The organism is Nonomuraea solani, assembly GCF_900108335.1.
Classification (GTDB): domain Bacteria; phylum Actinomycetota; class Actinomycetes; order Streptosporangiales; family Streptosporangiaceae; genus Nonomuraea; species Nonomuraea solani.
This window is the reverse complement of sequence record NZ_FNVT01000015.1, coordinates 94745-120132: the sequence shown is the minus strand read 5'-3', so window position 1 is coordinate 120132 and position 25388 is coordinate 94745. Positions and strand designations below refer to the sequence as shown.

General features: G+C 72.4%; 24 protein-coding genes and 1 pseudogene. 14 read left to right on the top strand and 11 right to left on the bottom strand.

Going from position 1 to position 25388, the window contains the following annotated elements; all coding sequences use genetic code 11:
- The first annotated feature begins 46 nt into the window (after window positions 1-46).
- Complete coding sequence (locus C4V41_RS40355; protein WP_103961293.1) at window positions 47-904, top strand: NAD(+)/NADH kinase; 858 nt, start codon at window positions 47-49, stop codon at window positions 902-904.
- Window positions 905-910: 6 nt separating this feature from the next.
- Here the strand turns inward: C4V41_RS40355 and C4V41_RS40350 are convergent, their stop codons facing one another.
- A complete protein-coding gene (locus C4V41_RS40350; protein WP_103961292.1) occupies window positions 911-2332 on the bottom strand; it encodes a YibE/F family protein in 1422 nt (473 codons plus the stop codon).
- 73 nt (window positions 2333-2405) lie between these two features.
- On the opposite strand from C4V41_RS40350, the gene C4V41_RS40345 reads away from it, so the two are divergent.
- The gene (locus C4V41_RS40345) at window positions 2406-3113 is read left to right on the top strand and encodes a DUF72 domain-containing protein (RefSeq protein WP_103961291.1); all 708 of its coding nucleotides are present in this window, start codon (window positions 2406-2408) and stop codon (window positions 3111-3113) included.
- Window positions 3113-4081: a magnesium transporter CorA family protein gene (locus tag C4V41_RS40340; RefSeq protein ID WP_235030685.1), complete on the top strand. Its 969-nt coding sequence runs from the start codon at window positions 3113-3115 to the stop codon at window positions 4079-4081. Before C4V41_RS40345 ends, C4V41_RS40340 begins: the two co-directional genes overlap by 1 nt.
- Here C4V41_RS40340 and C4V41_RS40335 read toward each other — a convergent pair.
- The 4 genes and pseudogenes from C4V41_RS40335 to thrS all read right to left on the bottom strand — a co-directional run.
- Window positions 3976-4497 carry a DUF1850 domain-containing protein gene (locus tag C4V41_RS40335; RefSeq protein ID WP_146103961.1) on the bottom strand — a complete coding sequence of 174 codons (522 nt, stop codon included), beginning with the start codon at window positions 4495-4497 and terminating at the stop codon, window positions 3976-3978. The genes C4V41_RS40340 and C4V41_RS40335 overlap by 106 nt on opposite strands.
- 20 nt (window positions 4498-4517) lie before the next feature.
- Window positions 4518-5465, bottom strand: a complete 948-nt coding sequence (locus tag C4V41_RS40330; protein WP_200824549.1) for a TAXI family TRAP transporter solute-binding subunit — start codon at window positions 5463-5465, stop codon at window positions 4518-4520.
- A complete protein-coding gene (locus C4V41_RS40325; RefSeq protein ID WP_200824548.1) occupies window positions 5462-7435 on the bottom strand; it encodes a TRAP transporter permease in 1974 nt (657 codons plus the stop codon). The genes C4V41_RS40330 and C4V41_RS40325 overlap by 4 nt, the downstream gene beginning before the upstream one ends.
- An 87-nt stretch (window positions 7436-7522) precedes the next feature.
- A pseudogene (thrS, locus tag C4V41_RS40320) lies at window positions 7523-8707 on the bottom strand (threonine--tRNA ligase); the annotation flags it as partial.
- 173 nt (window positions 8708-8880) lie between these two features.
- Here thrS and C4V41_RS40315 point away from each other — a divergent pair.
- From C4V41_RS40315 to C4V41_RS40305, 3 genes are all read left to right on the top strand, one after another.
- On the top strand, window positions 8881-9852 hold the full coding sequence (locus C4V41_RS40315) for a helix-turn-helix transcriptional regulator (protein WP_103961286.1): 972 nt from the start codon (window positions 8881-8883) through the stop codon (window positions 9850-9852).
- A gap of 126 nt (window positions 9853-9978) precedes the next feature.
- Entirely contained in the window at window positions 9979-10317 is a 339-nt protein-coding gene (locus C4V41_RS40310) for a YciI family protein (protein ID WP_235030697.1), read from the top strand.
- Between the two features lie 38 nt (window positions 10318-10355).
- A complete protein-coding gene (locus tag C4V41_RS40305; RefSeq protein ID WP_235030683.1) occupies window positions 10356-11600 on the top strand; it encodes an RNA polymerase sigma factor in 1245 nt (414 codons plus the stop codon).
- Between the two features lie 153 nt (window positions 11601-11753).
- On the opposite strand, the gene C4V41_RS40300 is transcribed toward C4V41_RS40305, so the two are convergent.
- A complete protein-coding gene (locus C4V41_RS40300; protein ID WP_235030682.1) occupies window positions 11754-12116 on the bottom strand; it encodes an ATP-binding protein in 363 nt (120 codons plus the stop codon).
- Window positions 12117-12377: 261 nt separating this feature from the next.
- Here C4V41_RS40300 and C4V41_RS40295 point away from each other — a divergent pair, with 261 nt between their 5' ends.
- The 6 genes from C4V41_RS40295 (at window position 12378) to C4V41_RS40270 (ending at window position 16550) form a co-directional block, all read left to right on the top strand.
- Window positions 12378-12845 carry an adenylyltransferase/cytidyltransferase family protein gene (locus tag C4V41_RS40295; protein WP_103961282.1) on the top strand — a complete coding sequence of 156 codons (468 nt, stop codon included), beginning with the start codon at window positions 12378-12380 and terminating at the stop codon, window positions 12843-12845.
- Between the two features lie 51 nt (window positions 12846-12896).
- Entirely contained in the window at window positions 12897-13484 is a 588-nt protein-coding gene (locus C4V41_RS40290) for a hypothetical protein (protein ID WP_103961281.1), read from the top strand.
- 64 nt (window positions 13485-13548) lie between these two features.
- Complete coding sequence (locus C4V41_RS40285; protein ID WP_103961280.1) at window positions 13549-14292, top strand: DUF427 domain-containing protein; 744 nt, start codon at window positions 13549-13551, stop codon at window positions 14290-14292.
- A gap of 64 nt (window positions 14293-14356) precedes the next feature.
- Window positions 14357-14749 carry a GntR family transcriptional regulator gene (locus tag C4V41_RS40280; protein ID WP_103961423.1) on the top strand — a complete coding sequence of 131 codons (393 nt, stop codon included), beginning with the start codon at window positions 14357-14359 and terminating at the stop codon, window positions 14747-14749.
- Window positions 14746-15591, top strand: coding sequence for an ABC transporter ATP-binding protein (locus C4V41_RS40275; protein ID WP_103961279.1), 846 nt, complete (start codon window positions 14746-14748; stop codon window positions 15589-15591). Before C4V41_RS40280 ends, C4V41_RS40275 begins: the two co-directional genes overlap by 4 nt.
- Entirely contained in the window at window positions 15588-16550 is a 963-nt protein-coding gene (locus C4V41_RS40270) for an ABC transporter permease (protein ID WP_103961278.1), read from the top strand. The genes C4V41_RS40275 and C4V41_RS40270 overlap by 4 nt, the downstream gene beginning before the upstream one ends.
- Window positions 16551-16592: 42 nt before the next feature.
- Here C4V41_RS40270 and C4V41_RS40265 read toward each other — a convergent pair whose 3' ends face one another.
- Both C4V41_RS40265 and C4V41_RS40260 read right to left on the bottom strand, forming a co-directional pair.
- Window positions 16593-17195, bottom strand: a complete 603-nt coding sequence (locus C4V41_RS40265; RefSeq protein ID WP_103961277.1) for a TIGR03086 family metal-binding protein — start codon at window positions 17193-17195, stop codon at window positions 16593-16595.
- 139 nt (window positions 17196-17334) lie between these two features.
- A complete protein-coding gene (locus C4V41_RS40260) occupies window positions 17335-17985 on the bottom strand; it encodes a TetR/AcrR family transcriptional regulator C-terminal domain-containing protein (protein WP_103961276.1) in 651 nt (216 codons plus the stop codon).
- A gap of 68 nt (window positions 17986-18053) precedes the next feature.
- On the opposite strand from C4V41_RS40260, the gene C4V41_RS40255 reads away from it, so the two are divergent.
- Window positions 18054-19484, top strand: a complete 1431-nt coding sequence (locus C4V41_RS40255; protein WP_103961275.1) for an FAD-dependent monooxygenase — start codon at window positions 18054-18056, stop codon at window positions 19482-19484.
- Here C4V41_RS40255 and C4V41_RS40250 read toward each other — a convergent pair.
- The 3 genes from C4V41_RS40250 to C4V41_RS40240 are packed head-to-tail and all read right to left on the bottom strand — an operon-like array spanning window position 19477 to window position 23676.
- Window positions 19477-20739, bottom strand: coding sequence for a M20/M25/M40 family metallo-hydrolase (locus tag C4V41_RS40250; RefSeq protein WP_103961274.1), 1263 nt, complete (start codon window positions 20737-20739; stop codon window positions 19477-19479). The genes C4V41_RS40255 and C4V41_RS40250 overlap by 8 nt on opposite strands.
- On the bottom strand, window positions 20736-22592 hold the full coding sequence (locus tag C4V41_RS40245) for a dipeptidyl-peptidase 5 (protein ID WP_235030681.1): 1857 nt from the start codon (window positions 22590-22592) through the stop codon (window positions 20736-20738). The genes C4V41_RS40250 and C4V41_RS40245 overlap by 4 nt, the downstream gene beginning before the upstream one ends.
- Window positions 22593-22596: 4 nt before the next feature.
- Window positions 22597-23676, bottom strand: coding sequence for a C39 family peptidase (locus tag C4V41_RS40240; protein ID WP_103961272.1), 1080 nt, complete (start codon window positions 23674-23676; stop codon window positions 22597-22599).
- A gap of 83 nt (window positions 23677-23759) precedes the next feature.
- On the opposite strand from C4V41_RS40240, the gene C4V41_RS40235 reads away from it, so the two are divergent.
- Window positions 23760-25115, top strand: a complete 1356-nt coding sequence (locus tag C4V41_RS40235; protein WP_103961271.1) for an SWIM zinc finger family protein — start codon at window positions 23760-23762, stop codon at window positions 25113-25115.
- Window positions 25116-25388 lie beyond the last annotated feature (273 nt).

Sequence of the window (25388 nt, the reverse complement as noted above, 5' to 3'; positions counted from 1 at the left end):
GGACGCTACCGAAGATCGCGCTCCGGGGGCACCGTAAGCTGGCCTCATGGGCATGGTCGGGACGGTCGGGCTGGTGTTGCATCCCCAGCGCGACTCCAGGAAGGCGATCGACACCATCCTGCGCTGGGCCGGGGACAAGGGCGCCACGGTGATCGGCCTGCCCGACGAGGTGGGGCGCATCGACTGCACCGCCGTGGCCGTCGACACGGCCACCCTCGTCGACCGGGCCGACCTGCTGGTGGGGCTCGGCGGTGACGGCACGATGCTGCGCACGATGCGGCTGATCGCCGGGCGGCCCACGCCGATCCTGGGGGTCAACCTCGGCAAGCTCGGGTTCCTGGCCGAGATCGACGTGGACGAGCTGGCCGACACGCTGTCGGCGATCGACGCGCACGCGTACACGATCGAGCCGCGCATGGCCATCCGCTGCTCCGTGTCGGGCGTCGACGTGACCGCGTTCAACGACATCGCGCTCGTCCGCATCCCCGGCGACGGGCTGGCCGCCGTGTCCGTCACCCCGGCCGGCAGCCCCTTCGTCCGCTACGCCGCCGACGCCGTCATCGTGGCCACCTCCACCGGGTCCACCGCCTACAGCTTCTCCGCCGGCGGCCCCATCGTCTCGCCCCGGGTGGAGGCGGTGCTCGTGGTGGCCGCCGCCGCCCACTCCTCCTTCAACCGGGCCCTGGTGCTGCCCGCCGACGAGGACGTGACCCTCCATGTGCTGCCGACCAGCGGGCGGCTGGCCGTGGAGGTCGACGGGGCCGTGGTCGCCCACCTGTGCCCCGGCGAGAGCGTCACCGTCACCGCCTGGCCGGGGGCGGCCAAGGTGGTCCGGCTGGGCACCACGTTCTACGAGCGCGCCCGCCGCAAGCTCCGCGTGGGCGGCAGCGCCGAGGCCGACTGACCCCGCTCAGGGGCCCGTGCGGCGCCGGCGGCCCCGCGCGGGACGCTCGGGGAGCGGCGGGGTCTCTTCCTGGCGCGGCTGCGGCGTGAAGAACCCACCGGGAGGCGAGGTCACGTCCTGCCGGGTGACGGCGGGCTGAGGGCCGGTCGGCTGCGGGGAGAAGAAGTCCTCGTCGTCGGCGTGCGGCGCGAAGAAGTCGTCGGACGTGTCCTTGACGGTGACCCGCCTGCCCTCACGGCGGGGGAGCGGCTCCTCGTCATGAGGCTCCTCCTCGTGGGAGCGGCGGGAGGCCGTCAGGGCGGCCAGGGCCGTGGTGATGGGCACCGCGGCGATCAGTCCCAGGGTGCCGACGATGCTGCGGACGATCTCCTGGGCGATCACCGGTGTCGTCAGCACCTCGCCCAGAGGCTGCGCGCCGATGCTGAACAGCAGCAGCAACGGCAGCGACGCGCCCGCGTACGCCAGGATGATCGTGTTGATCACCGAGGCGATGTGCGCCCGCCCGATCCGGCTCGCCGACCGGTAGAGACGGGTGAAGCCGTAGGAGGGGTTGGCGTGCGCGAGCTCGGCCACCGTCACCGCCTGCGTCACCGTGACGTCGTCGAGCACCCCCAGCGCGCCGATGATGATGCTGGCCAGCAGCAGCCCCTGCGTGTCGATCGACAGGCTCATGCCCAGCATCAGCGCGCTGTCGTCGGTGACCCCGTTGAGCCGCGCGAACCCCAGCGCGCCGTACGACAGCAGCCCCGTCAGCGTGAGGCTGGCCATCGTGCCGAGCACGGCCATCGACGTGGGCAGCGAGAAGCCGTGCGTCAGGTAGAGCACCGCCAGCATGATCGCCGCCGCCCCCACGATGGCCACCAGGATGGGCGGCTTGCCCTCCAGGATGCCGGGGATCACGAACGTCAGCAGCAGCACGAACGTCACCACCAGCCCGACCAGCGCCATCACCCCGCGCCAGCGGCCGAAGGCGATCACCGCCAGCGCGAACGCCGCCCCGAACAACCACAGCGGCAGCGCCCGGTCGTGGTCGGAGATCTGGTAGGCGCCCTCCCCGTCGCGCAGCAGGATCACCTCGTCGTCGACGGCGAAGTGCTGCGCCCCGGGCCCGCCCGGCAGGCGGAGCTTGACGTCCTTGCCCACGTCGGGCCCGTCCTTGACCCGGACGGTGGCGTTGCCACAGGTCGCCGGGTCCGGCTGGGGCGAGCCCGGCGTCGCGGCCGGGCACTTGGCGAGCGTGACACCGGTGACCGTGCCGGTCAGCCGCTCGACGCCGGACTGTGGCGCGGCGGCGTCCTGCCCGCTCGGCCAGAGCCACAGCAGGCCGGCGAGCGTGATGACGGCGAGCGGCACCAGGACGGCCAGACCGGCCACCACCGTGCGCCGCGAAGTGGGGACGGCGGTGCCGTGCGCGTGGTTGGCGCCCATCGCGTGAAAGGTCCTCCTTGGGGTGACGAACAAGGACAGTACTGCACCCCGCCGCCCGGGGTAGCCCAACGGCATGACATGGCTGGCAGGAACGTCGGGATGGCAGTACAAGGACTGGCGGGACGTGCTGTACCCGGCGGGCGTGCCGCAGCGGCTCTGGCTGGAGACGTACGCGGCGGAGTTCGGCACCGTCGAGAGCAACAACGCCTTCTACCGCCTGCCGAGCCGCGACACGTTCGCCGCCTGGCGGGAGCGCACTCCGGACGGGTTCGTGATGGCCGTCAAGGCCAGCCGATACCTCACCCACATCAAGCGGCTGTCGGAGCCGGAGGAGCCGGTACGGCGCCTCATGGACGCCGCCGCCGGCCTGGGGGACAAGCTCGGCCCGATCCTGCTGCAGCTCCCGCCCACGCTCCAGGCCGACGCCGCCGCGCTGGGCCGCTGCCTCGACTGCTTCCCCGGCGACGTCCGGGTGGCCGTCGAGCCGCGCCACGACTCCTGGTGGACCGGCGACATCGAGCGGCTCCTGCGCGACCGTGGGGCCGCGCTGTGCTGGGCGGACCGGCGCAGCCGCCCGGTGACCCCGCTCTGGCGCACCGCCGACTGGGGGTACGTCCGCCTGCACGAAGGGCGCGCGGGCATGGAGTACGGCGACACCGCGCTGCGGACGTGGGCCGGGCGCGTCCACGAGGCCGGCTGGCGGGACGCCTACGTCTACTTCAACAACGACCCGGGAGGGGCCGCCGTGCGCAACGCCCGCCGATTTGCCAGACTCACCTAGTGCACACGCGTCTCTACCGCAACGGCGTCCTCGAAAAGGAAGGGTTCCCGATCGAGGAGGTCTCCGACCACGTCGGAGACCCGGACAACACGGTCTGGTTCGACCTGTGCACCCCCACGCCCGACGAGCTCAAGGCGATCGGCGAGGAGCTGGGGCTGCACGAGCTGGCCGTCGAAGACGTGATCGGCGACCATCAGCGGCCGAAGGTGGACGTCTACGACAACCACCTGTTCGTCACCGTCTACGCCGTGCGCGTCGAGGACGAACGGCTCGACGCCGTCGAGATCAACGTCTTCGTCACCAGGAACGCCCTGGTCACCGTGCGGGAGAACGACCACTTCGACATCCGCGAGGTGATCAGGCGCTGGGACGCCACCTCCCGCCTGGCGGTGCACGGCGTGACGTTCCTGCTCCACGGCCTGCTCCACACGGTGGTGGACGGCCAGCTCGACCTGGTGCAGGACCTCGACGGGCAGGCGGAGGCCCTCGAGGAGGTGCTGTTCGAGGGGCGGCTGAGCGCCGGCAGGGAGCTGCAGCGCAGAATGTACGTCCTGCGCAGGAACACCACCGCCCTCCGCAAGATCACCATGCCGATGCGCGAGGTGGTCGGCACCCTGCTCCGCCGCGACCAGGACATCGTCAGCGACACGGCGATGGCCCCCTACTACCAGGACGTCCACGACCACGTGCTGCGCGTCGGCGAAGGGGTCGACTCCATCCGCGACACCCTCGCCAACGCCCGCGAGACCCGCCTGTCCCAGCAGGGCTTCCGGCTCAACGAGATCATGAAGCGGGTCACGAGCTGGGCCGCGATCATCGCCGTGCCCACCGCGATCACCGGCTTCTACGGCCAGAACGTGCCCTATCCCGGGACGGGGGAGACGTGGGGCTTCTGGGTCTCCACGGTCCTGGTCGCCGTCAGCTCGGTGGCGCTGTACGTGGTCTTCAAGAAGAAGGACTGGTTGTAGTCACAGGGCCGGCTGCGGACGTCCAGGGTGGCCCGGAGCGTCAGGTGCACCTCGGCGGCGCCCGTGGCCGGATAGAGGGGCAGGCAACGCCCGCCGGCGATCAGGGTACGGCGGCCGATCGACGTGGTGAGCAGCGACAGCTCCCCGTACGTGGCGGGCTCGGCCAGCCACAGCACCCACACGCCGTCCGGATCACGCGTCCGGACGCCTTCGACGGCGTAGTAGTCGAGCACGCTCTCATTGAGCGACAGCACCGCCCGCATGGTGAAACGGCGGCCCTCCACGGTGAACACCTCCGCGGAGGGCGCGCGATAGACCGAATGCACGTAACCGATGGCGAACCCGCCGGAGACCGGCAGGCCGCCCGCGGTCAGGCGCCCGGCGCCGGCGCCCGAGCCGAGCGCCGCCACCATCACGAGCGCCAGGAGCAGCCGGGTCAGCCCTTCTCCTTGTAGTAGCGGGCCGCGCCCGGGTGCAGTTGGACCGGCTCCACCTTCTGCCCGAGCGCGACGTCGAGCTTCTTCGCCTCAGGGTGCACGGCCGACAGCTCGGTCTTCTTCTCGAAGAGGGTCTTGGTGATGTCGTACGCGAGTTGCTCGCTCATCTTGTCGGGCACCAGCAGCACGTTCGCGATGCCGACGGTCTTGACCGTGCCCTCCAGCTTGTAGAGGGACATGTCCACATCGAGCGGGACGTACTGCTGGCCATAGGTGGTCTGCATCTTCGCCAGCACGTCACCGGTGTCGAGCAGCTTCATGTCCGGCTTGCTCGCGGCCAGGTCGGTGATGCCGGCCGTGGGCAGGCCACCGACCCAGAAGAAGGCGTCGATGGTGCCGTCCTTGGCCGCCTGCACCGACTCGTTGATCGAGAGCTGCTGCTTGGTGATGTCGGTGTCGGGGTTGACCCCGGCGGCCTCCAGCATGCGCCTGGCCACGACCTGGGTGCCGGAGTTGGCCGGGCCGAGCGAGACGCGCTTGCCCTTCAGGTCGGCGACCTTGGTGGCCTCGACGCCGGGGGCGGCCACGACGTGGGTGTAGTTGTCGTAGATGCGGGCCAGCGCCTTGATCGGCTGCTTGGCGGTGAACGAGTCCTTGCCGTTGACCGCGTCGGCGGCCGTGTCGGCCTGGGAGAAGCCGATGTCGGCCTTGCCGGAGGCCAGCAGCTTGATGTTCTCGATGGAGGCCGAGGTGACCGAGGCGGTGGCCTGGGTGTTGGCGATGCTCGACGACAACTGTTTGGCCAGGCCGCCGCCGTACACGTAGTAGACGCCCGTCGTGCCGCCGGTGGCGATCGACAGCCGGTTGCCCGCGCCACCGCCGCCACCACCGCCACAGCCGGCCACGGCCAGGGCGGCCACGGCGACCATCGCAAGAATCCGCTTCACGCTGGGTCCTTTCTTCTGCTTCTGACGAGGTGCACGGCGGCGGCCACGGCCAGCAGGGCCAGGCCGGCGACGATGGGGACGAGCTCGAGGAACAGCAGCAGCACCGCGGCCGCCGCCGCCAGCAGCCGTTCGGGCCAGCCGCTGAGCCCGCCGGTGGCCATGGCCAGGGCCGCCACCGCGACGGCCGAGACGACGGTCATGAGCAGCACCGTGCCGATCGGGCCCTGCCCGAGCAGGGCCTGTCCGTTGGGCGTCAGCACGAAGGCGAACGGCACCAGGAACGCCGGCAGCGTGTACCGCCAGGTCATCATCATGGTCTTGTACGTGTTGCCGCCGGTGATCGCGGCCGCCGCCACCGCCGACAGGGCCGTCGGCGGGCTCACCTCCGACAGCACGGCGTAGTAGAAGACGAACATGTACGCCTCGGCCTGCGTGACGCCGAGCGCGAAGAGCGCGGGCCCGATGATGACCGCCGCGATGATGAAGCTGGCGGTCACCGGCACGGCCAGGCCCAGCAGCATGACCGCGACGGCGGACAGGAACGTGGTCAGCACCAGGTTGCCGGCGGCCGCGTCCACGATGATGTCGGCGAGGTTGAGCCCGAGGCCGGTCTGGGTGATGACGCCGACGATGATGCCCGCCGCCGCGCACACCGCGGTCACCGGCAGCACTTCGAGGGTGCCCTTGGCCAGGGCCTGCCCGACCCGCTTGGGGCCCATCCGGTGCTCGGGGTCGAGGAACGACAGCGCGAACGCGACCGCGGTGGCGATCACCACGGACTGGAACGCCGACCGGTCCAGCGCCATCAGCACGATGATGAGGATCAGCGAGCTGAAGTGGTAGCCGAAGCGCAGCAGCAGCTTGCCGGCCTTGGGGGCGTCGACCTGGACGGCGTGGGTGCTGAAGCGGCGCGAGTCGATCTCGATGGCCAGGAAGATGCCCAGGTAGTAGAGGATCGTGGGGATGGTCGCGTACAGGAGCACTTCGAGGTAGCTGACCCGCAGATACTCGGCGATGATGAACGCGGCCGCGCCCAGTGTGGGCGGCGACAGGATGGCGCCGATGCCGCCGGCGGCCAGGATGCCGCCCGCCGCCTCCCTCGGATAGCCGGCCCGTTTGAGCACCGGCCAGGCGACGCTGCCGAGGCTGACGGTGGTGGCCACGCCGGAGCCGGAGACCGTGCCGAGCAGGAAGCCCGCCAGGGTCACGGTACGGCCGGGGGCGGCGCGGGACCTGCGGAAGGCGGCGAAGCTGAGGTCGATGAAGAACCGGCTCGCGCCTGAAAAGTCCAGTACGGCACCATAAATCGTGAAAAGGATGATGTAACTCGCGGCCACCTGCATCGGGACGCCGAAGAAACCCTCGGTGCCCGTATAGAGCTGCGACACGATCTGCCCGAGGTCGAAGCCGCGATGGCCGATCGTCCAATCAATCGGCAAGTAGGCCCCGTAATAGGCATAAATCAGGAAAAGGATGCAGATGATGGTCAGCGACCATCCGACCGTGCGCCGTACCGCCTCCAGCAGCAGCCCCGTCAGCACCAGCCCGGCCACGATGTCCAGGTCCGTCAGCGCCGCGCCCGAGCCCCGATCCCGGAACGCGTCGATGTCCAGCAGCGGATAGACCAGCACGGCCAGGGACGCGGCGGCCAGCAGCCAGTCGGCCACGCCGGGCCGGTCTCGCCTGGGAGGTTCCTCCGACGGAGGCCGTTCGCGGCCGAGCCGCCGCCGCAGCCACGACCCCATTCCCGAGCGGTAGCTCACGAAGACCAGCGGCAGGGCCACCGCCAGGAACGTCATCCGGTGCTCCAGCGCCTCGACCGGCCGGAACACCACCACCAGCGAATAGACCGACAACAGCCCGCCGAGGATCCACACGCCGAGCTTGAGCGCCCCGCCGAGCTCCCGCGCCGGTCGTTCCTGCTCGTGGGCGGAGACCAGCTCGTTCTCGCGGTCGCTCAGCTCGGTCAAAATTTTCCTCCCCGACAGGCGTTGCAGGGACTTTACGAGTCGTTTACAGCTTTAGGGAAGGGGCCGTTACCTTTTTGGTTGCCTGCCTCAGAACCGGGGGCGTGCGCCGGCCGCCAACCGCTCGATCGGCACGTCACCCGCCTGGCCGCCGTCACGCCGGCGCACGGCGGCGCCGCCGCTCTCCATCTCCCGTGGCCCCACCACGAGCTGGTACGGCACCAGCCGGTGCGCCCTGATCCTGGCCCCCAGACTGCCCCGGCCGGCGGGCACCAGCTCCGCCCGCAGCCCGGCGGCCAGGCAACGCCGCAGCACGTCCTCGGCGGCCGGCCGCCCGGCGTCCGACAGCGGCAGCACCACGGCCTGCACCGGCGCCATCCAGGCGGGAAAGGCGCCGCCGTGGACCTCGATGAGGTGCGCGACCAGGCGTTCGAGCCCGCCGACGACGCTGCGGTGCACCATCACGGGCCGCTCGCCGCCGACGTAGCGCAGGTCGAAGCGCTCGGGCTGGAAGTAGTCGACCTGGACGGTGGACAGGGTGGCCTCACGCCCCGCCGGGTCGGCGATCTGGATGTCGATCTTCGGCCCGTAGAAGGCGCCCTCGCCGCGCTCCTCGTCGTACGCGCGGCCGCGCTCCTTCAGCACGTCCCGCAGCAGCGCCTCGGACCGCGCCCACATGCCAGGATCGTCGACGAACTTGCCGCCGTCGCCGCCCAGCGACAGCCGGTAGCGCGCCGCCTCGATGCCGAGCTGCGCGTGCGCGGCCTCGATCAGGTCGAGCGCGGCCGACACCTCTTCGGCCGCCCGCTCCGGCGCGCAGAACACGTGCCCGTCGTTGAGCTGGATGGAACGCACCCTGGTCAGCCCGCCCAGCACGCCGGACGCCTCCGACCGGTACATCCCGCCCAGCTCCGCGATCCGCAGCGGCAGGTCGCGGTGGCTGCGCTGCCGCGAGCGGTAGATGATCGCGTGGTGCGGGCACAGGCTGGGCCGCAGCACGAACTCCTCGCCGCCCACCTCCATCGGCGGGAACATGTCCTCGGCGTAGTGCGCCCAATGGCCGGAGCGTTCGTAGAGCTCGCGTTTGCCGAGCACCGGCGAGTTGACGTGCTGGTAGCCGTTGCGGCGTTCGAGCTCGTGCACGTAGTCCTCGATGGCCTTGCGCACGGCCGCCCCGGCGGGCGGCCAGTAGGGCAGGCCGGAGCCGATCAGCGGGTCGGTGTCGAAGATGCCCAGCTCACGGCCGAGCCTGCGGTGGTCGTTCATGATCATCCTTTCCTGGGAAAGGGCGAACGACCAGCGGCTCCCGGGCGTTCGCCCGGGATGCGAGAATCAGCGCGCCGGGACGGGGTCCGGCGTCGTCGTGACGAAAGCGCGCTGCATGGCACGACCATAACATCCCTGTTTTGCCAAGGAACCTGCAAAATCGGGCAATGATATAAAGAACCGTGGCCGAGATCACCCTGGACGTCTGCCGCCTCCAGGCGTTCGCCGAGGTCGGCTACCAGGTCGCGAACGGCGGGGGCGCGCACGGGGCGATGGCGGCGCTGCGCCGTCTGGTCCCGCTCGACGCCTACGAGTTCGTCGCCTACGACCCCGCCACCCGGCGGCACCACAGCGTCGTCTCCGACGGGCACACCCGGATCGACCGCGACGCGGCCGAGGAATACGCGGGGCTGGAGGCCTACCGGACCGCCATGGCCACCCGCGCGCCGGTCGGCATGCCCGAGCAGCCCGGCACCGAGCGCTACTTCCGCCGCCACCTGGCCCCCTACGGCTGGCGGGCCGGGCTCACGGCGCCGCTGTTCCTGAGCGAGGGCCGCTACACCGGGCTGCTGCACCTGGCCACCAGAGACGACTTCCCCCGGCTCACCGGGGAGCTCGTGGCGGCGGCGAGCCCGATGCTGGCCCACATCACCGACCTGAGCAGATGCGTGATCGACCCGGTCGGGCTGCCGCCCGACTACCGCGTGATCGCCTTCGACCGGCGCGGCGTCCGCCGCGAGGTGCCGGGGCGTGAGACGTCGGCCGCGCTGCGGGAGCCGGCGGTGGAGGAGTGCGCGCGGGCGTTCATCGACTCCAGGGAGCTGAGCCGGCACGGGCTCTGGCTCGACCGCGACGGCCGCTGGCACGAGATGCGGCTGCTGCGGGCCGGCGTCGGGTTCCAGGGCACGCTCCAGGGGGCCATCGCCGCCGAGCGGCCGTGCTCGCTGCCCTACGAGCTCACGGGCCGGGAGGTCGACGTGCTGACCCGGGTCGCGGCCGGCGACTCCAACCCGCAGATCGCGGCCTCGCTCGTGCTCAGCGTCCGTACGGTGACGACACACCTGGAGCACATCTTCGCCAAGCTGGGCTGCGACAGCCGCACCCGCCTGACCACCAAGGCCCTGGCCGAGGGCCTGTGCCGCCTGGACGCCTGACCCGGTTTCTCCGAACGCGGTAGAAAACTTCCGGGGACGTGTCCTTTCACGCCCGTCCCGTTCGTAGACATGACGACGCGGCGATCGCCGCCGCGTGACGACGACAGGAGTCCGGCCGTGAAGTACATGCTGCTCATCAACAGCCCCGCCACCGAGGACGACGCCCAGGGCGAGGAGACGGCCTCGTTCGAGGACTGGATCGCCTACGACAAGACCGTCAGGGAGTCGGGCATCCACGTCGCCGGCCACTCGCTGGCCGACCTGACCACCGCCACCACCGTCCGGGTCGGGGCGTCGGGCGAGCGGACGGTCACCGACGGGCCGTTCGCCGAGACGAGGGAGGTCCTCGGCGGCTACTACGTCATCGACGTACCGGACCTCGACGTCGCCCTCGACTGGGCGGCCCGCTGCCCGGGCGCGCGCGGCGGCGGCTCCGTGGTGGTCCGGCCGATCGCCGAGTTCTGAAAGAGGGGGTTGTGATGGCGGCGGGCGGGTGCGAACCGGTGGGGCCCTCCATCGAGGCGATCTTCCGGGAGGAACGGGGGCGGCTCCTCGCCGCCCTGGTCCGCCGCTTCGGCGACCTGGACCTGGCCGAGGAGGTCGCCTCCGAGGCGATCGAGGCCGCGCTGATCCACTGGCCCGCCGACGGGGTCCCGCCGAAGCCGGGGGCGTGGCTGATGACCACGGCGCGGCGGCGGGCCGTCGATCGGCTGCGGCGCGACCGCACGTACGCCGCGCGCCTCGCCGTCCTCCAGGTGGAGGCCGACCGCGCGGGACCCGCACCGGCCGCCGACGCCCACGGCGAGCTGCCCGACGAGCGGTTGCAGCTCTTCTTCACCTGCGCCCACCCCGCCCTGCCCGCCGAGGACCGCGTGGCGCTGACGTTGCGCTGCCTGGCCGGGCTGACCACGCCGGAGGTCGCGCGGGCCTTCCTGCTCCCGCCCGCCACCATGGCCAAGCGGATCGTGCGCGCCAAGAAGAAGATCCGCGAGGCGCGCATCCCGTTCCGGGTGCCCGGCCCGGACGAGCTGCCCGGGCGGCTGCCGGGTGTGCTCCAGGTGATCTACTCGATCTTCACCGAGGGGTACGCGGCCAGCTCGGGCCCCGACCTGCTCCGGCTGGAACTGGCGGAGGAGGCCATCCGGCTGGCCCGGATCCTGCGCTGCCTGCTGCCGGGGGAGCGGGAGATCGCCGGCCTGCTCGCCCTGATGCTGCTCATCCACGCCCGCCGCGCGGCCCGGGTCGGGCGGGACGGCGAACTGGTGCTGCTCGACGACCAGGACCGCGGCCGCTGGGACCGGGCGATGATCGAGGAGGGCCAGGACCTGGTGGTCGTGGCGCTCACCGGGGGTCCGGCGGGCCTGTACGGCGTGCAGGCCGCCATCGCCGCCCTGCACGACGAGGCCGCCGACGTCGCGACCACCGACTGGCCGCAGATCGTGGCCCTGTACGACGTGCTGCTCGCGCTCGCGCCCTCCCCGGTGATCGCGGTGAACCGGGCCGTGGCGGTGGCGATGCGCGACGGGCCCGAGGCGGGGCTCGCCCTGCTGGACGAACTGGCCGGGGAACAGCGGCTGCGCGGCTACCACCCGTACGCGACCGCCCGGGCCGACCTGCTGCGGCGGCTGGGCCGCCGTCGCGAGGCCGCGGACGCGTACCGGGAGGCGCTCGCCTCGGCCGGCACCGAGCCCGAGCAGGCGCACCTGCGGCGCCGGCTACGAGCCTGCGAAGACCTCGAAGGAGATTGATGTGGGCCGGGCTCCGGCGTGGACGAAGACCGAACGGACCTGCTCGACCAGGGCGTGCGGCGACATCTGTGACCGCTCAGGTGGGGCCCGCCTCGACGACGAGTCCGCGAATCTCGTAGCCGCCGATGCGCGGACGGCGGAAGATCAAGGGCGTTAGAGCGCCGCGCCGGCGGGCACCCGCTCCTGCAGCAGCTCGAACCAGACCGTCGTGGAGCCGTCCTGCCGGGTGAAGCCCCAGCGGTGGCTGAGCGCCTCGATCAGGGGCAGGCCGCGGCCGCTGGTCGACTGCGGACTCGTACGGCACACGCACGGCGGCCCGTCGGAGCCCGCGTCCGTCACCAGCACCCGTACCGCCGTCTCCGAACTGATCACGGTCACCGTGAACGAGCCGCCCGCGCCCGACCTGGTGTGCAGGATCGCGTTCGTGGCCAGCTCGCTGGTGAGCAGCACCACGTCGTCGTAGAGCGGGTGGTCGCGCCCGAGCACGGTCGTCACGAGCCCCCTGGCCTCGGACACCTGGGAGGGGATCCCCCTCAGCCGTATCGCGGGATCATCGGCGCCACGTTGATCGTCCTCATCGGCAAGCTGCGATTCCGGCGCCGCCACGGCGACCTCCCCCAAATCCGGTGACGTTATGAGACGCGCCAGACAGGGGGTGCAGATTATCGCCAAAAGGTAGGAATGGCCTTTCCCAAGGTCGCCTGCACGACTCCGGACGCCGACCGAGTACGCTGCGATCGACGAGTCGTCTAGGCCCGTGGGGGAGCAGGAGGACGTGTGAGCAGCCTGGAGGCCGTCTGGGTGCAGCCGTACGAGCGGCCGGGGGCGGCGGTCGTGACGGGGGTCTTCGACATCCTGCACGTGGGCCACGTGCGCTATCTGGGCGCGGTGGCCGCGCGCGGGCTGCCGCTGGTCATCGGGGTCGAGGACGACCCGCGCGTGCGCGCGTGGAAGGGGCCGACCCGCCCGTTCAACCCGTCGGCGGAGCGGGCCGAGGTGCTGGCCGCGCTCCGCTTCGTGACCGGCGTGTTCATCGTGACGGGGCCGCCCGAGGCGCACGGGCCGGAAGACTACATCGACCTGCTGGCGCCGATGCGGCCGGCGGCGCTCGCGCACACGGCGGGCGACCCGCACGCGGGGGGCCGCGCCGCGGCGGCGGCGATCCTGGGGGCCGAGTGCTGGGAGCTGGAGGCCATCGCCGACCGCTCGACGACCCGCATCGTCAACGCGGCGGGCAAGGGCTGAGACCGGCCTGCTGGAAGAGACGGCACTCATGATCGCGTAATCTTTCGTGACATGACAGCCGACGTCCTGGCGAAGCGGGTGACGAACCTGCTGGCACCGCAGGTGCTGGTGATCGCCATGCCGCCGTTGGTCGGCCTGGTCGCGCAAGGGTGGGCCGGGGCCGCGTGGGGGCTGGTGGCCTCGGCGTTCTGCGGTGGCGTGCCGGCGGCGGTGATCGCGGTGGGCGTGCGCTCGGGGCGTCTCGACTCCCACCACATCGTGGACCGCGCCCGCCGTACCGGGCCGCTGCTCGCGGCGGTCGCGGCCGTGCTGGTCGCGCTGGCGCTGCTGGTCGCGCTGGGCGCGCCGACGCTGCTCGTCGCCACCGTGACCGCGATGCTCGCCGCGCTCGCCGTGACCGTGCCGATCACGCTGCGCTGGAAGATCTCCTTCCACGCCGCCGTCTCCGCGGGCACCGTCGTGGTGTTCGCGCACGTCCTGCCCGCGTTGCCGGCCGCGCTCGTCGGGGCGGCGGTGGTGGCGCTGGTGTGCTGGGCCCGGGTACGCCTCGCGCACCACACCCTGGCGCAGGTCGTCGCGGGCGCGGCGGCCGGCACGCTGACGACCTGGGCCACCCTGAGCGCCTTCGGCCTCGGCTGAGGTCGGCGGGCCGTGAAGAAACGGCTCGTGGAATAGCGGGCGGGCCGCCGGGGTTGGCGCGTGCATGGATGCCACGAACCGCGGCCGGGTGCGCGTCGAGCGGACGGCCAAGCGTGTGAGGACCTACCTCGGCGGCCGGGTGGTGGCCGACACCACCGCCGCCCTCCTGGTGTGGGAGGTGCCCTACTATCCCACCTACTACTTCCCGCTGAGCGACGTGGACGAGGCGGCGCTGAAGGCGACCGGGGTCACGAAGCACTCGCCGAGCAGGGGTGACGCCGTCGTCTACACGGTCACCTCGGGCACCGCGGAGGCCGACGGCGCGGCGCTGGCCTATCCCGAGTCGCCGCTGGAGCAGATCCGCGGCCACGTCCGCTTCGAGTGGGACGCCATGGACGCCTGGTTCGAGGAGGACGAGGAGATCTTCTTCCACCCGCGCGACCCGTACACCAGGGTGGACATCCTGGCCAGTTCGCGGCACGTGCGCATCGAGGTCGACGGCGTCACCGTGGCCGACTCCCACGGCCCGCGCATCCTCTTCGAGACGGGGCTGCCCACCCGCTACTACCTGCCGAAGACCGACGTACGGCTCGACCTGCTGGAGCACACCGACACGGTCACGCACTGCCCGTACAAGGGGACGGCCGAATACTGGGCGGTCAACGGCAAGAAGGACCTGGCCTGGTCCTACCGGACGCCGCTGCCGGAGAGCGAGAAGGTGGCCGGGCTGGTGGCGTTCTACGACGAGAAGCTCGACGTCTACGTGGACGGTGAGCTCCAGGAGCGGCCGAAGAGCAAGTTCGCCTGAGGTTTGACAAGAGGTCACCTCGTACAACACCCTTTCACTATTCGAATAGTGAAAGGGTATTGTGGTGATCGATTTCCGCCTCGACCGCGGCTCGGGGGTATCGACGTACCTGCAGCTCGTCCACCAGGTCAAGCAGGCGCTCAGGCTCGGCACGCTGCGGCCCGGTGACCAGTTGCCCACCGCCCGCGAGGTGGTGGAGAGCCTGGCCATCAACCCCAACACCGTGCTCAAGGCGTACCGCGAGCTGGAGCGCGAGGGGCTGGTCGAGGGCCGTCCCGGGATGGGGACGTTCGTGCGGCAGGGCGTCGGCGGCGCCACGCTGGCCGAGCACGCGCGGTTCCGGCGCGGGCTGGAGGCGTGGGTGCGTGAGGCGAGCGCGGCCGGGCTCGACCACGAGGACCTGCGGGCGCTGTTCACCGCGGTGCTGACCGACGCCGCGCAGGAGGGGGTCGCGTGAGGCCCGTCTTCGAGGTGACCGGGCTGGGCGTGCGCTACCGCCGCTCCTGGGCGCTGCGCGACTGCTCGCTGGCCGTCCCCGCCGGGCGCGTGGCCGCGCTCGTCGGCCCGAACGGCGCGGGCAAGACCACGCTCATGCACGCCGCCGTCGGCCTGCTGCGGCCCACACGGGGTCAGGCGCGGGTGTCCGGCGAGGTGGCGTTCGTGGCGCAGGACAAGCCGCTGTACGACAGCTTCACCGTCGCCGAGATGCTCTCCTTCGGCCGCCGGATGAACGATCGCTGGGACGGCGAGGCCGCCGCCGACCGGCTCGGCCGCCTGGGTGTCGCGCTCGACAGGAAGGTGAGCCGGCTGTCGGGCGGCCAGCGGGCCCAGGTGGCGATCACCATGGCGCTGGCCGGCCGGCCTGACCTGCTCGTGCTGGACGAGCCGCTGGCCAACCTCGACCCCCTGGCCCGGCACGACGTGATGCGCACGATCATGGCGGAGGTGGCCAATCGGGAGCTGACCGTGCTGCTGTCCTCGCACGTCGTCTCCGACCTGGAGGAGACCTGCGACTGGCTCGTCGTGCTGAACGGCGGGCGGCTGCAGGTCAGCGGCGACATCGAGGAGCTGCTCGACGGGCATCTCGTGCTCACCGGGCCGGAGGAGGCGTCGGCGGCGGGGACGCACGTGGTGGGCGCGAGCCGTACCGGCAGGCAGGTGAGCATGCTGGTCAGAGGCGCGCCCCCGCACGATCCGCGCTGGCAGGCGCGGCGACCCGGGCTGGACGAGCTCGTCATGGGCTACCTGCGCAGCCCTGAGTCGGCGGCGCTCCCGGGACTGACGGGGGTGGGCGCGTGATCTGGGTGACGTGGCGCCAGCATCGGGCGCAGATCCTCGTGACGGCCGGCTTCCTGGTGCTGCTGGGGGCGCTGCTGCTGGCCTCGGCCGTGGAGGCCGGGCTCTACGTCGCCGAGCACGCCCCGCCCGGCTGTCCCGGGCCCGCCGTGGCCTGCGGCGAGCTGGACGTGGCGCTCGGGCAGCGCTATGACGCGGTCTACTCCGTGTTCGGCTGGATGCCCCTCGTGCTGCCCGCGCTGATCGGGGCGTTCTGGGGCGCGCCGCTGCTCGGCCGCGAGTACGAGCGCGGCACCCACCGCCTGGCCTGGACCCAGGCCGTGCCCGTGTGGCGGTGGCTGGCGGTCAAGCTGTCGGTGCTGGGCGGCGCGGTCGTCGCGGGCGGGCTGCTGCTGTCGCTGATGGTGAGTTTGTGGCGGCCGGTGTTCAGGGCCGGGATCGACTCCTCGTTCGGCAACATCGGCGTGTTCAACATGGTCGGGGTGGCGCCGGCGGCCTGGTGGCTCTACGCGTTCGCGCTCGGCACCCTGGCCGGGACCCTGTTCCGGCGTACGCTGCCCGCGATGGCCCTGGTCGTGGCCGGAGTGGCGGCGACGACGTTCGTGCTGTTCGCCATCAGCGACGGGTACGCGGAACCGGCGCGGACCGAGCTGACCGGCACGGTGGTGATCGACGACCCCGACATCCGGTTGGTGAGCGCCGCCTGGGTGGAGCCCTCCGGCAGGGAGGTCGCCGACCCGACCGGCAGCGGCTGCCCGCGCCGGGTGGATCAGGGGCAGAGCAGCAGGAACACCGAGGCGTGGCAGACGTGCCTGTTCGGCAAGGGCTACCGGTACGCGATCTACTACCACCCGCCGACCCTGTTCTGGCGCTTCCAGTGGACGGAGGCGGGGATCCTGGGGCTGGCGTCGGCGGTCTTCGGCGGCCTGGCGGTCCGCCGCACCCTCCGCCGCGCGGGCTGAGCGAAAGGGCCTGCCGCCATCGCGGCGGCAGGCCCTTTTTCGTCAGGAGGCGGTCCAGTGCGGGTCGCGGCCCAGGTAGCGCAGGAGCGCGGCCACGTCGTCGTCGCCGGCGCCCGGGTCGAGCGCCGGAGCGTATGCGCCCCACGCCCGCAGCGGCTCGACGATCTCCTTGGCCACCACCAGCAGCGGCCGGGCCAGCTCGGGCGTGAGCGGCGAGGGCCGGCCGGTCGCCACGGCGATGTCCCAGGCGTGCACGCCCGCGTCGAGCGCGCAGGCCGCCGAGCCGGACCACGGCGTCATCGTGTTCGGCGGCACCGGCGTCGCCACCTCGGCGGCCTCCGGGTCCACCCCGGCCCACGCCTTGGCCGAGCGGGTCAGCGCGTCCTCCAGGAGCTCCCGCGGATCTCCGTCCAGCACGCCTGACGGGTCGAACGGGTTGAACGAGGGGCCGGGCTCGCCGGTCAGCGCGGCGGCGAAGCCGATCTGGTCGCCGGCGGCGTGCTGGAAGACCTGGGCGACGGTCCAGCCGTCACAGGGCGTCGGCCGGTCCCAGCCGGCCGCGGTGACGCCGCCGACCGCCTCGCGCAGCGCCCTGTGCGAGGCGTCGAGAACGTCCCAGCCGCTGATGGTGATGTTGTCGCTCATCGGTGAGCCCCCTTTGCTTCGATGTCTCCACTATATCAGAACGGAATGCTTTGTTCCACTGTTTGCGCCCCGGCCGAACGAGTGGAACCGACCCAGGGTGGCTCCAGCCGGCCCTCGCCGCCTGACATTTCCGGATTTTTCATAGTGTCCGGCTGTCGTCCGCCAGTCCGCGCAACAGCAGGTCGAGCGCGTACATGAAGTCGGCCTCCGGATCCACCCCGCTCCGCGTCGACCGCAGCACCCGGCTGAAGTGCGGCAGCGCCACGGGATCCATCTCGCGGATGTACGCGCCCACGTTCCGCTCGCCCGCGTGCCTCCCGGGATCCCCGGTGAACCCGCCGGTGGACAGCAGCAGCGACCCGAACACCAGCCCGTTCACCGCCCCCAGCGCCCGCCAGGCGCTCACGTCGTCGAACCCGGCCGCGAACAGGGCGCCCACCAGGGCGTCGGCCGGCTCCAGGGCGCGCACGGAGGTCGGGTTGGACCGGTCGGTGACCAGCGCCAGCGGCACGACCGGATGGCGGCGGAACACCCGGTACATGCTCAGCGCCACCCCGCGGACCTGCTCCGGCCAGGGCGCCTCCGGGTCCGGCCGCTCGACCTGCGCGAACACCCGCTCGGCGATGCCGTCGAGCAGGTCGGCCTTGTTCGAGACGTGGTTGTAGAGCGACATCGCCTCGACGCCGAGCACTTTGGCCAGCCGCCGCATGGTGAGGCCGTCGATGCCCTCCTCGTCGGCCAGCGCCAAGGCGGCGTCGAGGACCTTCTCCCTGTTCAGCGCTGCTCGCATGTTGACAAAGCTTACGGTGTACGTGCTCTACTTACGACGTAAGCATACAACGTAAGTAAGGAGGCGGGATGACCGACGTGATCGTCGTCGGCGGCGGGCCCGTGGGGCTGCTGCTGGCGTGCGAGCTCAAGCTGGCCGGAGCGGACCCCCTGGTCCTGGAGGCGGCCACGGGCGAGGACCGCAGGACGCGCAGCCTCGGCCTGCGCTCGCTCAACGCCCGAACCGTCCGGTCGCTGGCCCTGCGCGGCCTGCTCGAACCGGTCGAACGCGCCCAGTGGGAGACGCTCGACGAGCTGGCCGCCCGCCGCGAGCCGGCCGGGGCGGACCTGGTCGCCCTGATGGTCGAGCTGCTGCGGAAAGGGCGGATCAAGGGACACTTCGCCGGGCTGCCGCTGCTGGACGAGGGCGGGCGGGCCGAATACGTCATGCTCAGGCAGGACCGGCTGGAGGCCATCCTGGCCGAGCGGGCCGCCGCGATGGGCGTGCGGATCGCGCGGGGGCGCGTGGCGGACGTCGCGCAGGACGCCTCGGGCGCCACGGCGACCCTCGACGACGGGCGGGTGGAGCGAGCCGCCTACCTGGTGGGGTGCGACGGCGGGCGGAGCGTGGTGCGCAAGCGGTCCGGGTTCGCCTTCGAGGGCACGCCGCCGACCATGACCGGGCGGACCGCCGTGGCGAAGCTGGCCGATCCGGGCATGGTGACCTCGTCGCTGCGCGGCCCTGGGGGGCTGGTGAACCTGTCGCTGGTGCCGGGGGAGATCGCGACCATCGAGTTCGACGGCGGGCCCGACGACCGGGACACGCCGCTGACGGCCGGCGAGCTGCAGGAGAGCCTGCGGCGGGTGACCGGTACGGAGGTGGTGGTCGAGCGGCTGGAGACCGGGATCCGGTACGGCGACAACACCCGGCACGCGGCGACGTACCGGAAGGGGCGGGTGCTGCTGGCGGGGGACGCCGCGCACGTGCACGCGCCGATCGGCGGGCAGGGGCTCAACCTGGGGCTGCAGGACGCGGTCAACCTGGGGTGGAAGCTGGGGCTGGTGGTCCGGGGGCGGGCGCCGGAGAGCCTGCTCGACACGTACACGGCCGAGCGGCACCCGGTCGCGGCCAGGGTGCTGCGGAACTCGCGGGCGCAGGTGGCGCTGATGCGGCCCGGGGCGCAGGTGGACGCGCTGCGGGACGTGCTCTCAGAGGTGCTGGCGCTGCCGGAGGCCAGGGCGCACTTCACGGGAATGGCCGACGGGACGGAGACCGACTACGCGCCCGGCTCGCCCGACCCGCGCGTCGGCCGCTTCGCCCCGGCGCCGGAACCGCTGTGCGACGGACGCGGGCTCTTGATGGGGGCTGTCGTGGCGGGTTACGACGACCGTGTGCGCCCGGCCGGGCCCGGCGGTGGCGACGTGCTGCTGGTGCGCCCCGACGGCTATGTCGCGTGGGCGGGGGGAGGCGACGGGTTCGGCGAGGCGCTCAGCGGCTGGTTCGGCCCGCCGGTCAGGTGAGCAGGCGGGTGAGGACCCGGGTGCCGAACTCCAGGCCCGCCACCGGGACCCGCTCGTCCTTGCCGTGGAACATGCCGAAGTAGTCGAGGTCGGGGCGGAGCATGAGGGGTGCGAACCCGTACCCCTTGATGCCGATCCTGGCGAACGACTTGGCGTCGGTGCCGCCGGCCATCACGTACGGGACCGGCCTGGCCAGCGGGTCCTCCGCCACCAGCGAGCCCGCCAGCTCGTCGAAGAACGCCGACGGGTACGGCGCGTCCGGCGCGTCCTCCAGGTTCACGAACTCCCGGGTGATCTTCGGCCCGAGCAGCTCGTCGATCGTCGCCAGGAACTCCTCCTGCAGCCCCGGCAGGTAGCGCCCGTCCACGTGCGCCCCGGCCGTCGAGGGCACCACGTTGACCTTGTAGCCGGCGTCGAGCATCGTCGGGTTCGCCGAGTTGCGGATCTGGCCCTTGAACAGGCCCCCCAGCGCGCCGAGCCGGGCCGCCTCCGCGTCGAGGCGGTCCAGGTCGATCGCCTGGCCGGTGATCTCCGACAGCTCCCGGATGAGCGCCGCGACCGACGGCGTCAGCCGTACCGGCCACTCATGCGACGCCACCCGCGACAAGGCGTGCACCATCGTCGCGACGGGATTGTCCACGGCGGGCCGCGAGCCGTGGCCCGCCACGCCGTGCGCCGTCAGCTTCATCCAGGCGGTGCCCCGCTCGCCGACCGCGATCGGGTAGACCCGGTGCCCGCCCGCGTCCACGCTGAAGCCGCCGGACTCGCTGATGGCCTCGGTGACGCCGTCGAACAGCTCCCGGTGCTCGGTCACCGCGTGCCGGGAGCCGTAGTCGCCGGTCGCCTCCTCGTCCGCCAGGAACGCCAGCACCAGGTCGCGCCTGGGCCGTACGCCCCGCGCCGCCATGCCGAGCACGGTCGCGAGCGTCATCGCGCACGAGCCCTTCATGTCGACCGCGCCCCGGCCGTACACGCAGCCGTCGGTGATCTCCCCCGAGAACGGATGCATTTGCCACTCGGCCGGGTCGGCGGGCACCACGTCGAGGTGGCCGTGCACGAGCAGCGCGTCGGGCGAGTCGCCGTCGATCCTGGCCACGACGGTGGTCCGCTTCGGCGCGGACTCGAACACCACCGGCTCCAGCCCCGCGTCGGCCAGCAGCGTGGCCACGTATTCGGCGGCCGGGCGCTCACCCGAGCCCGGGTTGGTGGTGTCGAACCTGATCAGATCCGAGCAGATCTCGGCAACGCTCTTCACACTCTCCCCTTCAGGGTCAACGGCGGCACCTCGGGCGTCTCCATGTCGAAGATCAGCCCGTAGAAGGCCAGCTCGGCCTCCAGCACCGCGACGATGGTCTCCTCCCTGCGCCAGCCGTGCTGCTCGCCGGGGAAGGTGAGCAGGGCCCACTCCTTGCCGTGCCTGTCCAGTTCGGCGGTGAACCGCTCGGCCTGGCCGACGTCCACGATCGCGTCCTCCAGGCCGTGCAGCATGAGGCACGGGCCCGAGGCGCGGGCGGCGTTCAGCAGCGGCGAACGCTCGGTGTAGCGCTGCCGCGTCTCGGGCAGCGGGCCCACCAGGCCGTCCAGGTAGCGGGACTCGAAGTCGTGCGTCTCGGCCGCCCAGCTCTCCGGGTCGGTGATCGCGTAGTGCGCGACCCCGCCCGCGAACACGTCACTGTGCACCAGGGCCGCCACCGTGGTCCAGCCGCCCGCGCTGCCGCCGCGGATGGCGAGCTTGGCGGCGTCGGCCCGGCCCAGCTCGACCAGGCCGCGGGCCACCCGGGCGCAGTCGTGCACGTCCACCACGCCCCACTGGTGGCGCAGCCGCTCACGGTAGGCGCGGCCGTAGCCGGTCGACCCGCCGTAGTTCACCACCGCCACGCCGATGCCGCGGCTGGTGAAGTACGCGATCTCCAGGTCGAGCACGATCGGCAGGTTCCCGGTCGGGCCGCCGTGCACGAAGATCACGTACGGGCCCGGCCCCTGGGCGTTCATCGCGGGATACAGGTGCGCGCGCACGCCCTCGATGGTCACGGCCTCGGGCGTGGGCAGCAGGGCGCGGTCGGGCAGCGGCTTGCGCGGTGACGCCACCTCGTGCGCGCCGTCGCCGAGGTCGGCGAGGGTGACCTCCAGCGGCGTGTACGGCGTCGCCCCCACGCCCGCCACCTTGCCGCCCGCCACCGACACGGTCGACGACCAGTGGGTGGCCGCGCCGCCCAGCTCCCGCAGCTCGCCCGTCGCGGGGTCGAGGACGCCCAGGCGGCGGTGGTCGGCGGTGCCGTAGACGACGGCCAGCCTGCCGTCTTCGGCGACCGCGAACGTGGTCAGGCCCGGTTTCCAGACGGCGGCGCCGAACTCCTGCTCGATCGGGGTGAGGTTGCGGGCGGGGGAGCCGTCCAGGGGGACGAGGTGCACGTTCCACCAGCCGCTGGGGTCAGTGACCGCGTACAGGCTCGTGCCGTCGCGCCATTCGGCCTGGGTGACCGACTCCTCGGGGCCGCCCGCGACCACGCGGTGCCCGCCCGCCGTGCCGTCGTCCTGGAGGGGGGCCACGCACAGCTCGGTGCCGTCCCAGGGCATGTTGGGGTGGTCCCAGCCGATCCAGGCGACATGATGGCCGTCTGGGGAGATTCTCGGATTTATCAGGAAATGTTGGGCTTTGGCGATGACCCTGAGCGGACCTCCGGTGAGCGGCACCGCCACCAGGTCCCGTACGTCGCCGGTCTCCCTGACCGCCCACACCTCGTCGCGGCCGGGCGGCAGGTAGAGGTCGCCGTAGCGGGACGGGCCCTCTGGGGTGAGGGGCGCCGGCTCGGTGCCGTCGAGGCGGTAGAGGCGCTGGTCGGCCCAGTTCGTGAACACCAGGCCGCCGCCGGGCAGCGGGCGCCAGGAGCGGCCGCCGTACTCGACGAGCCGGTTGCGCGCGTTCCAGCCCATGGGCAGGACGTCGACGCGGGAGCCGTCCGGCAGGCGGCGCACCACACAGCGCCGGCCGCCCTCGTGCGGGCGCGGCTCGTCCCACCAGACCTCGACTCCGGAGGGCGTGGCCACCGCCTCCACCCACTGGGGGCCACCATCGGTATGGGCCACGTCGATCGGTCGAATGCTCATCAACTCACCAATTGCCGTTGGTACAGGGAGGAAGGGGGGTCTCTGGTGGGTGGAGGACGTACACGATGCCGCCGCTGCCCGAACTCCTGAGCCACACGTGCTCGAACGCCGCCCGCGGATAGACCCGGCGGACCTCGGCGTCGCACGGGGCGGCCGGGTCGTTCACCACGACGTCGCCCTCGGCCGTGAAGCCGGTCACGACCAGGATGTGGCCGTTCGTGGTGTAGCAGGAGCCGGGCAGCTCGTGGGTCTTGAACGACTGCGAGGTGATCACCGGGATGCCCGCCCTGACGAACGCCTCCAGCTCCGTCGCCGATCGCAGCCGCGTGACGAACCCGGCCAGCCCGTACCGGCCCGCGTAGGCCACGTTGAACGGCCAGTTGCCGGTGCCCTGGTAGCTGTCGTCGTACGTGCCGGCCGCCGCGTGGTCCACGACCGGCGCCGGGTCGCCGTCCCCCACCCAGTCCAGCTCGCCCGGGTCCGGCCCGCGTCCCCAGAAGCCGAGCACCATGGCCACCGAGGCGGGGCTGCACCAGTTGGCGCCCCCGCCGTCGTAGCGCGTGTGGTGCCCGGCGTGCTCGTGCTGCGAGTGCCGCGGCACCGCCAGCTCCACCGGCTCGGCCACGCCGGCGGCGCTCGGCACCACCGGCGTCCTGGGCAGCGCCGAGGCCATCACGCCCAGCCCGGTCACCCGGGCGCCGCCGCCGTGCCGGCTCACCCGCACCTGGTACGCCACCACCGGCCGCCTGGCCACGAACGTGTCCACCGCCACGTCCCCGTCCTCGTCACCCTGGCCGGGCACCGAGGTGCGCGGATCGCCGTGCTCGGACCAGCGGCCCATGACGTACCACTTGGTGAGACGGCCCTGCGCGGTCCTGGCCCTCACCTCGATCTCGATCCAGGAGCCTGGCGGGGTGCGCGCGGTCCACGACGGCACGATCTGGGTGGCCGCGAAGCCGATCTGGCACTCCTCGCCGGTCCACACGTCCGCGCCTGTCCTTGTACGCTCTGGTGCGGTCGGGTCTGGGACGGCGAAGCGGGCGAAGGCGACGCGAGCCAGATCAACGGTGAGCACCGAACACATTGTGCTTTCGCACACTGTGTCGCACATCGGATGGTTTACGTACCGGCCCGATTGTGTCAGTGATCATCTCTATCGTTCGGGACATGACCCAAGCGATCCAGTCCTACGCCTACGCCGGCCACTCCACACTCACCGACGGCAGGCTCGGCCTCTCGACCTCCGGTGGCACGGCGTTGGCCGGCCCGCAGGCCCACCCCAGGTTCTTCAGCGGCCTGCTCACCCAGGCCGCGCCCGCCGCCGCCGGGCTGCTGGCCGTGGCCGACGTGGCGCTCACCCGCTACCACCAGCCCCGTCCCGGCTGGACCCGCGACCCGGTGGTGACGTGTGACGGCGGAAGACTGCGGTTCGAGTCGTTCTCGGCGTGCGGCGGCGTCTACGCCCGGCTCGACGTGCTGGAGCTCGAAGGCGACGTGCTCGACCGGGGCACCACCAACGTCGACGTCAACGGGCCGCTGCGCGAGTCGCTGGCCAGGGTGGGCGGCCGGGACCCGCTCCACCTCGGGGTCGGGCCCGACGAGCTGACGGTGACCACGCTCGACGGGGCGGTGGTGGAGAAGAAGGTGCCGCTGCCGTCGCGGTGGCTGCGCGGCTTCGCGGAGGTCCAGGTGATCGCCGCCGCCTGGGACCTGCGCGCCGAGCTGACCGGCCCGCACGCCGTACGCTTCCTGCGCTCCCTGCCCCGCGGCGCCCGCTCCACCGTCTGGGCCGTCCCCTCCGGCCGCGACCTCCGCGTCTCCTCCGCCCCCGTCCGGGGCGGCGTCTGCCTGTCCGGCACCGGCCGGGTGGCCACGCTGCTGCCCCTGCTCAGGTTCGCCAAGGCCCTGCGCGTGTACGGCCCCGCCGACGGCTCCTCCACCGCCAGCGCGTGGGAGCTGGAGCTGCCCGGCATGCGCTACACCCTGGCCATCTCGCCCGAGCCGTGGCGCGGCTTCTCCGGCGAGGGCGCCGTCCTCGACGACCTGTCCACCGACGAGGCCGCCGCCGACGCCGACGTGGTGGGCATGCTCCTCAACTTCGAACCCACCGTCGAGCTGGGCCTCCTCGCCGACCGCGCCGGCCTGCCCCTCGACCGCGTACGCGCGGCCCTCACCCAGCTCGGCACCGCCGGCCGCGTCGGCTACGACCTGCACGAGGCGGCCCACTTCCACCGGGAGCTGCCGTACGACAAGGAGCAGGTCGCCGAACTCAACCCCCGCCTCACCTCGGCCCGCCGCCTGGTCGACTCGGGCGCCGTCCGCCTCCTGCCCACCGACGAGGCCGAGGTCACGACGGACGGCGGGGTGCGGCGGGTCCGGGTGTCGGCGGGGGAGTGCACGTGCCCGTGGTGGTTCGACCACCGGGGCTCGCGGGGGCCGTGCAAGCACGTCCTGGCCGCCCGAATCGCCGCCCGCGTCACCACGGACGCACCGACGGCCACCACCGCGCAGGCAGCCCCATGACCACGCCAGACGGCCTGATCACCCCCTCTCCGGGCGCCCCGCTCACTCCGGCGACCGCACTCACCCCCGACGTGGCGCCCACCTCATCTCCGGGCATCCCGCTCACCTCCGCGACCGCACCCACCTCGGACCTAGCGCCCACGCCGGACCTGGCAGCCGCTCCGGACCTGGTGCCCGCTTCGGGAGCGACGTTCGTTCCGGGGAGCGAACCCGTCGTGGGGAGTTCGCCGCCCCCGAGCGAAACGCCCACTCCGGGGGCTGTGCCCAGGTCGG

Bases quoted from the DNA above. Each gene is read 5' to 3' on its own strand.
- C4V41_RS40350 (WP_103961292.1), bottom strand. From the start codon at position 2,332: ATGGGCGCCAACCACGCGCACGGCACCGCCGTCCCCACTTCGCGGCGC.
- C4V41_RS40345 (WP_103961291.1), top strand. From the start codon at position 2,406: ATGACATGGCTGGCAGGAACGTCGGGATGGCAGTACAAGGACTGGCGG.
- C4V41_RS40240 (WP_103961272.1), bottom strand. From the start codon at position 23,676: ATGTGTTCGGTGCTCACCGTTGATCTGGCTCGCGTCGCCTTCGCCCGC.
- C4V41_RS40265 (WP_103961277.1), bottom strand. From the start codon at position 17,195: ATGAGCGACAACATCACCATCAGCGGCTGGGACGTTCTCGACGCCTCG.
- C4V41_RS40255 (WP_103961275.1), top strand. From the start codon at position 18,054: ATGACCGACGTGATCGTCGTCGGCGGCGGGCCCGTGGGGCTGCTGCTG.
- C4V41_RS40355 (WP_103961293.1), top strand. From the start codon at position 47: ATGGGCATGGTCGGGACGGTCGGGCTGGTGTTGCATCCCCAGCGCGAC.
- C4V41_RS40290 (WP_103961281.1), top strand. From the start codon at position 12,897: ATGACAGCCGACGTCCTGGCGAAGCGGGTGACGAACCTGCTGGCACCG.
- C4V41_RS40260 (WP_103961276.1), bottom strand. From the start codon at position 17,985: ATGCGAGCAGCGCTGAACAGGGAGAAGGTCCTCGACGCCGCCTTGGCG.
- C4V41_RS40285 (WP_103961280.1), top strand. From the start codon at position 13,549: ATGGATGCCACGAACCGCGGCCGGGTGCGCGTCGAGCGGACGGCCAAG.
- C4V41_RS40245 (WP_235030681.1), bottom strand. From the start codon at position 22,592: ATGAGCATTCGACCGATCGACGTGGCCCATACCGATGGTGGCCCCCAG.
- C4V41_RS40310 (WP_235030697.1), top strand. From the start codon at position 9,979: ATGCTGCTCATCAACAGCCCCGCCACCGAGGACGACGCCCAGGGCGAG.
- C4V41_RS40235 (WP_103961271.1), top strand. From the start codon at position 23,760: ATGACCCAAGCGATCCAGTCCTACGCCTACGCCGGCCACTCCACACTC.